The sequence below is a fragment of the Tetzosporium hominis genome, from assembly GCF_002265435.1.
Lineage (GTDB): Bacteria > Bacillota > Bacilli > Bacillales_A > Planococcaceae > Chryseomicrobium > Chryseomicrobium hominis.
Window position 1 is genome coordinate 1 of sequence record NZ_NOKQ01000219.1, and the last position, 214, is coordinate 214.

At 39.3% G+C, this 214-nt stretch carries 1 pseudogene; it reads right to left on the minus strand.

Annotated features, from left to right (window positions below):
* A pseudogene (locus CF394_RS09625) lies at positions 1 to 163 on the minus strand (30S ribosomal protein S7); the annotation flags it as partial.
* Positions 164 to 214 lie beyond the last annotated feature (51 nt).

Consider the following 214-nt stretch of genomic DNA (forward strand, 5'->3'; position numbering starts at 1 on the left):
CGGTACGTTCTTTAATAATATCGAATGACTTGTATAGGATTGTTTGAGCTTTACCTTTTTTACCGTCGATCATCATTTTGTTGATCAAACGAGTAACCAGTTTAGAGTTGTAAAGCGGATCAGGTAAAACGTCTCTTTTTGCTACAGGACCTTTACGTGGCATCTGATTATCCTCCCTTCTCTTGTTACGGGTTTACAGCAAGCAGAGGGATTT